Here is a 7,087-nt window from a genome sequence, read left to right on the forward strand (position 1 = left end):
TTTCTTAAAAAATACAGTAGAGCTAAAGCAAAATAAAAATTATAAAAGGCAATATTATTGGGCAAATACATGAAATACGCCATACTAATATAAATAGCCACCTCATCTTTAAAATATTAAAGAACTCAACAATAAAGTTAAAACTAACATCACAAATAAAAACCGAAAAAAGTCTTAATATTATTTTTTGTGAATAGAACAAGAGACTAAGGCTTCGATATAAAATTTTATAGATAAAGAAGCATCTTATAATAAAAAAAGCATCTAAGTCTAAACGTACTAATAACAATTGACCAACTGTAATTTGGTAAATCCATTGGAAACTTTAATCATGCCCTAATAAGTAATAAGCATGAGGTATTACTACAAAAAGATCAAACAAAAATATTAAAAAATCGAAGTTATTGATCTTATGTTTTACCGTTTTTCATTTAAAACTTCTTAGGTTTATTAAACAAAAAACCTATTATAAACAGGTAACGCTTTAGCCCATACCATAGCGCTATAACTAAGTTTTTAAAACTTATTATTATACCAAAAACAAAGCCTTTTGTAGCCGATAAAAAATAACAAGAAAGCTTGGTTTTTATTCCCCACACGCATGTGATAAAATATCTGACTGGACACATCCTAAAACACTTAATTATTTGAATGCCTCAAAATCTATACTTAATTACATTAATTTAAATGGAGCTTGTGTTTGTGCTGATTACAAAAATAAAAAAGCTAATAAACTAATAAATTTATGGGCGACTTATGCATTAATAAAAGAATGTATAGCACCTGAAGGAAGTGGGAGACATAACCATCGCCAAGATCAATCGGTCTTAACAGTATTGGCATATCAATTAGGTTTAGGCCAAAAGATGATAAAAGATTATTTAGGATTTAAGATTCACCAAGATATTGATTAAGTAGCATAAGTTTGATTAAAAACAGACCGCAAGGTTTCTTCTAAATATTGCGCTTGATTATAACAAGGGATTATTACAGATACTTTCAAAACCAACTCTCTTTTAACAATACCTAAACATTTATTTTAACAGCAAAGATACTAGACCAATGCTTATCATCTTTCCAAGTTCTGAAACCTTTACTTTCAATGATTTTTATATAATCATAAATTTCTGAATCATTATCTAAATGCATCTCAATGTTTAAAGCATCAACTAAGTTTAACCAATTTACATTATCTGATTTTAATATAGCTTCTTCAGCACCTTCAATATCCATTTTAAGATAGTCAATTCTATTTATTTTATGTTCTTTGATAATATTTGGTATAGTTACAGATTGTACTTCCATTTTTTCATTTACATTATCAATGTTCTTATCATTTCTAATAATAGAGTAGGCATCATGCCTTGGATTAATATTATACATTACTATCGAATTTTCTATCCAAACTGCTTTGTTGTATATACTTATTTTTTTATAAAATCTTGTGTTTCTTTTTGCAAGTTGAAAATTTTATTTGTTCATTTCATATCCAATTATCTCAGCATTTGGATATAAATTACTCATGTGTATTAAGGTAAGACCAATATTACTCCCTATATCTAAAATCAAAGGTTTATTAGACATTTTGAATAATTTGGGAGGTAAATGATATTGATCTTGCAACACATAGTACACTACTTCTTTATCAGTATAATTTTTTCTAATTTTAATATTGTGTTTAAAACCTTTTGGTTTAATAAAAATAAATCCTTGTTTATTGGTTACCTTTTTAATTTTTGAATTAATCTCACTAACGTTATTTTTTTTTAATTGTTATTAAATTTTTCAGGCTTATTAAACAAGAATTTAATAATGTTTAAGTACCTCTTTATTATATACAAAAAATCAACAAAAAAATTATAAAAAAGCTTTAAAATACTAATAAAAAACCCTATGATGCATTAAGGAAATTAACATCTTGATGCCAAAGCTGGTAATTACCAACCAAGTCGTTTTAAATCTAAAAAAAACCTGTTTTTTTGTTCTTTTAATTTGATAACAGAAAACAGACGGCACAAAATCAATATCATAACCTGCATTTAATACCCGCACTGTCCATTCTTTATCTTCAAAAGTAACCAAATCCTCTCTAAAAGGGTGTTTTTCCCAAACCGATTTTCTAAATGCGGAACCTGAAAAGATTAACCCTGATTTATTAGGATCTTCTTTAGCTGGAATATTATTGATGAAATTTTGATAGTCATTATTATTGTGTAAACACCTTAATTCCGCAAGGTTAGAATTTGCTTCAAATTTTGTCTTGATTAATTTAAAAAAATCATGGCTTACAGGATAAGAATGTGCGCTGAACATGACTATTATTCGGGATTTTGCCTTTTTGGTTACAAAGTTGGCACTACCTCCATAGGTAAATTTTTTAATAGTTATAAATCTAGCCCCATACTTTTTAGCAACCTCTTCACTTTTATCGGTTGATAAGTTATCTAAAACAATAATTTCATCAATATCATCAGCATAACGTTCTGTGAGGTTTTTTAATAGAAACCCAAGAGCATTTTCTTGGTTTTTAGTTCTGATGACTACTGATATCATTAATATTTGTTTTTTATATTTCTCAAAGGATTTAATATCGTTTTGCCTAATTTATATTCTTTTGATATTTCTAACTTCGCATTTTTATTTTCATAAAGACTTAAGAGATAGAACATATATTTCATGGTGTTTTCAAAACTATCTTTATAAACTTCTTGATGCTTATTAAACACATACTGCATATTTGATAGCCTATGATTCTTTAAGGTATCAATTAACATGGAATTTTCTGTCTTTCTATAAAAGAACAAAAATTCTTCAACAACCTTATATGTCCAACCTTGTTTTAATATAGCGATCCAAAATTCCCAATCTTCAAATCCTTTTTTCATAGTTTCATCATAGCCCCCAACGTCTTCCCAACATGCTTTTCTATATAATGAAGTTGCTATAATTCTATTTTCAAAAAGAATAGCATGATAGGTTGTACCTTCTGGCTTTAATTCATGAATTATATTATCTATATGCTTTAAAAAAAACTTACTGTAGCAGGTTACAATAGCTAATTCACTATTGTTTTCTAATTCTGGAACCAATTTTTCTAAAAATGCCTTATGAATTATGTCATCGGCATCAAGTGGTAAAATAAACTCACCTTTGCTTGCTTTTATTCCTACATTTCTGGCACTACTAAGTCCTCCATTTTCTTTTTCAAAATATACAAACCTGTTATCTTTTTTTAACCAACTTTCAGCTACCTCTTTTGTATTGTCGGGACTTCCATCATCAACAATTATACATTCCCAGTTGGTATAGGTTTGATTTAAAACAGATATTAATGATTCATTCAGAAAATGAGCCTGATTATAACATGGAACTATTATGGAAACCAATGTATTCATTTAAAATTTATTCAAAAAACCCAATTTTACCAAAGTTTTAATAATTCGAGATTTTCTAAAATTAGCAACAATTTTTTTATTGACTAATGTATCATGTATATCTTTCATAAAAACAGCATATTCATTTTCCAAAATCTGCTGTCTTTCGTTGTGCTTTATAATTCTATTCTCTGGATTTGAACTCATACCGCCAATATAAAAAGTGGATAGCGTTTTATTAATTTTAATGTAAGATGCATTATACTTACAAATAGCATCAATAAAAAATTTCCAATCGGAAAGTATTTTAAAATCTTCTTTATACAAATTAGTTTTGCTGAAAACTTCCTTTTTTATGAAGGTTGCTGGATGTGGCAACGTATCTTCAACAAAATAAGAGAACGGCAATTTTTCTGGATATGTTTTTATAAAGGTTTTATTGGTTTCAATGACTTGAAGATTGAAATAAATGATATCTTCATTAGTTAAATGATAATGATTTTCTTCCAATACTGTATTTCTATAAAAATGGTCGCCACTATTTAAAAAAAGTAGATATACGCCCGTTGCTCTTTCAATGCCTTTGTTCATGGCTTGATAAACCCCATTATCTGGTTCGCTAACCCAATAATCAAATAAATCATTATTTTGTTTTAAAAACTCTAAACTCCCATCATTAGATCCACCATCAATAATTAAATATTCATACTCTTGATAGGTTTGATTCTTAACACTTTTAACGGTTCTTTTAAGACCATCGAGGTTGTTATAATTTATAGTTATTATGGAAATTTTTGGGTTCAATTATTTTTATACTTATTTAATTTAGACAAAAATGGAAAAAAATTTTGTCTGAGTCTAACTATAGGAAAATATTTTATACTTAGAAAAGAAAATATAAATTCAGGGTTTTTTAAAAATAGAGTTAGCCAATATGCAATATCATTTAATAAAGTATTTTCTTCTCTATACCTTACAATCCACAAATATTTAAAAATCTCATCAATTTTATTAATTGAAATTTTATTTTTGCTACTCCAAGAAATAACAGATTCATACAGCCTCATATTGTAAATTTTATACAAATCGCTTCTTGTGAACACATTAGTTTCATGAATACCTCGAAAAGCCAATGGAACATTTATAATCCCTGATTCTAAAGAACATATCAAAGCCATTTTATAAATGATATCTGAATCTTCAGCGACCACTAACGATTCATTAAAAAGTCCAATTTTATCAAAAACTGCCTTTTTTACAGTTATCCCGTTTAAATGTAAATAACCGTATTTGCTAGAAATTACAGCATCAAACAACATATCAGGTTTTATTTTTTTTGAAATGGTATTAATTCTAAGCTTTTCATTTTCTAATAGCGATGGTTTTCTGTAAAAATGAAATCCTACAGCATTATAAACACCATCAGAAGATGGTATATTTTTAAAAATAAGTTGATCATTTATAAATCTATTTTCAAGATAAAAATCATCTGCATCTAAAAAAGCTATAAAGCTTTGCGTAGCATGCTTAATACCTAAATTTCTACTTGCAGAACGCCCTCTGTTTTGATTATTTGCGTGACAAAATATTTTAATTTTTGAATTATTCTCTTGTAATTTATCAAGAATCTCTTTAGTTTTATCTGTACTCCCATCATTTACTACAATAACCTCATTAACTTCGGGTTGCATCAATGCTGACTTAATAGCTTTATCTACAAATCGTTCAACATTATATGCAGGTATTATTACCGAAACTAAAAATTTCATTTAGAAATATATTTTTTTATAAGTTCAAGATTAAATATTAATAAGCTCATTTATTTAAGTAATTAGATCCCATCTTGGTATTAATTTCTCTGCTTTGTTTAATTTGCTTTAAAGTCTTATTGAAAATTAATAGTTCTTTGTAATAACCTTTAACTCTTTTAAAACTAAACTTAATAAAACTCTTAATTATTTTGATATAAATTTTTTTTCTTGATTTAAAAATAATTGAAGTTGTAAGGGGCTGATTAATATTTGCATAACCCATAGAAATATCCCTTTTGTAGATATTAAAATAATTCTTAGAAAAAACTTTAAAACTTGTATCAGATGGTTTGTTAGTGTCATGCCTAATAAATGTATGGGGAACAATTCCGATTTTTAGTTGGTGATATTTTATTCTATGACAATAATTAACATCTTCTCCATAATGAAAAAATAAAGGATCAAAACCACCAACTTTTTTTAAAGTATTAATAGGTAACAACCAAGCTGCTGCTTGAACAAAATTAACAGGATAAACATCTTTTATAGTATTACCAATAACAAAATCTGAATAAAAATTGTTATTTTTTTCTTTTGATGTAAAGTCAAAAAAATGTTTTTCTAATAATTTCCCTGAATTATCTAATTGTATAGGGCTTAAAATCCCGTACTCGGGATACTTTTTTGCTAATTGAACTAAAACTTGAATGGTTTCCTTTTGTAAAAAAGCATCTTGATTTAATAAAAAAACAAAATCAGCCTTATTATTTATCGCGTAAGACATTCCCAAATTATTAGCTTTACCAAACCCTAAATTTTTAGTTTGTTCCAACACAATCACATTAGGGAATTTTGCTTTTATGTAAGAAACCGTTTCATCAGCACTATTATTATCTACGACAATAGTTGTTAACGGGAAAAAACTATTTTCAATGCTTCTCAAACATTCGTCTATCCATTTAAGTCCATTATAAGTTACAATTATAACATATCCTTTTTCCATCAATTAATTAGTTAAAATTGTTTTTAAATATTTATTCATAAAATGAAAATGGTACTTAGAAACTGGTTTAAAAAATACCAATCGGAACCAATAACAAACGGCATATATTTTCAAATTATTACTAAGAAGTTTTTCGCAAAACAATTTACCGTTTTTAAATTCCAAACTTTTAAACTGATTACTACTTAAAGTACCGTCAACTTGTAATGGAAGCATCTTTCTATACCGTTTATCAAAGTTTATAACAGATTTGCACCATTCAAGTCCCGGAGTTCCAAATGAAAAATGTTCAATTAAAATAGAGTTGGTAACAATCACTTTAAGGTTTTGCATTTTACAAGCCAAAGATATGTTTAAATCGTAGTTATGAAAGCCTATTAAATCCTCATCAAAGTATATGTTTTCATTTGGTCTTGCTACCATAAAAAAACCGTCAACAGCAACCACTTCTTCAATATTTGACTTTTTCCAGCCGGTGTTCCAATATTCAACCTCACCATTTTCAAGATGCTGTTTTAAGTGCATAACTTTTTCTTGAATACCACAATCCCACCAAGCAGATGGCATTTTAGTTTTTACTTTAGCTCCAGCAACGCCTATTAAACCAATTTTTGAGTCGTTTTCAAAAATTTCCTGAATCTTTAAGCCCCAATTTTTTGTGTGAAAAAAAATATCATCATGAATAAAACACCAAACGGCACCTTTACTCTTTTTTATTCCAATATTATAAGCCTCAAAAATGGAATAGATATTTTTAGAATTATCAATGACAATAAGCTCATGCTCTGTACCAACCGTATCTTCTATGTTTTCAATAAAAGCATAAGGCAATGTTTCTGTGCGTGAACATATTATAATTGAAATCATTTTAACTATATTATTTTTTTATAAGCCTAATCGCTTTTTTAAAAAATATTTTTACAAGTTTTTTAAGTAACGACAAATTAAAAAAAACACTA

9 protein-coding genes are annotated in these 7,087 nt (G+C 27.2%); 1 reads left to right on the forward strand and 8 read right to left on the reverse strand.

Annotated features, from left to right (window positions below):
* Positions 1–647: 647 nt before the first annotated feature.
* On the forward strand, positions 648–914 hold the full coding sequence (locus tag AC1XJX_RS13195; protein WP_482004456.1) for a hypothetical protein: 267 nt from the start codon (positions 648–650) through the stop codon (positions 912–914).
* On the opposite strand, the gene AC1XJX_RS13200 is transcribed toward AC1XJX_RS13195, so the two are convergent.
* The 8 genes from AC1XJX_RS13200 to AC1XJX_RS13235 form a co-directional block, all read right to left on the reverse strand.
* Positions 911–1,009 carry a glycosyltransferase gene (locus AC1XJX_RS13200; protein ID WP_482004457.1) on the reverse strand — a complete coding sequence of 33 codons (99 nt, stop codon included), beginning with the start codon at positions 1,007–1,009 and terminating at the stop codon, positions 911–913. The genes AC1XJX_RS13195 and AC1XJX_RS13200 overlap by 4 nt on opposite strands.
* 17 nt (positions 1,010–1,026) lie before the next feature.
* Entirely contained in the window at positions 1,027–1,428 is a 402-nt protein-coding gene (locus AC1XJX_RS13205; protein ID WP_482004464.1) for an FkbM family methyltransferase, read from the reverse strand.
* A gap of 450 nt (positions 1,429–1,878) precedes the next feature.
* A complete protein-coding gene (locus AC1XJX_RS13210) occupies positions 1,879–2,553 on the reverse strand; it encodes a glycosyltransferase family 2 protein (RefSeq protein ID WP_482004458.1) in 675 nt (224 codons plus the stop codon).
* A complete protein-coding gene (locus AC1XJX_RS13215; RefSeq protein ID WP_482004459.1) occupies positions 2,553–3,395 on the reverse strand; it encodes a glycosyltransferase family 2 protein in 843 nt (280 codons plus the stop codon). The genes AC1XJX_RS13210 and AC1XJX_RS13215 overlap by 1 nt, the downstream gene beginning before the upstream one ends.
* Positions 3,396–4,178, reverse strand: a complete 783-nt coding sequence (locus AC1XJX_RS13220; protein ID WP_482004460.1) for a glycosyltransferase family 2 protein — start codon at positions 4,176–4,178, stop codon at positions 3,396–3,398.
* Positions 4,175–5,143, reverse strand: a complete 969-nt coding sequence (locus tag AC1XJX_RS13225; protein WP_482004461.1) for a glycosyltransferase family 2 protein — start codon at positions 5,141–5,143, stop codon at positions 4,175–4,177. The genes AC1XJX_RS13220 and AC1XJX_RS13225 overlap by 4 nt, the downstream gene beginning before the upstream one ends.
* A 46-nt stretch (positions 5,144–5,189) precedes the next feature.
* Positions 5,190–6,128 (reverse strand): glycosyltransferase family 2 protein, encoded by a 939-nt coding sequence (locus AC1XJX_RS13230; RefSeq protein ID WP_482004462.1) that lies wholly within the window; start codon positions 6,126–6,128, stop codon positions 5,190–5,192.
* A 3-nt stretch (positions 6,129–6,131) separates the two neighbouring features.
* Entirely contained in the window at positions 6,132–6,995 is an 864-nt protein-coding gene (locus AC1XJX_RS13235; protein WP_482004463.1) for a glycosyltransferase, read from the reverse strand.
* Between the last annotated feature and the right edge of the window lie 92 nt (positions 6,996–7,087).

Source organism: Flaviramulus sp., assembly GCF_982512915.1.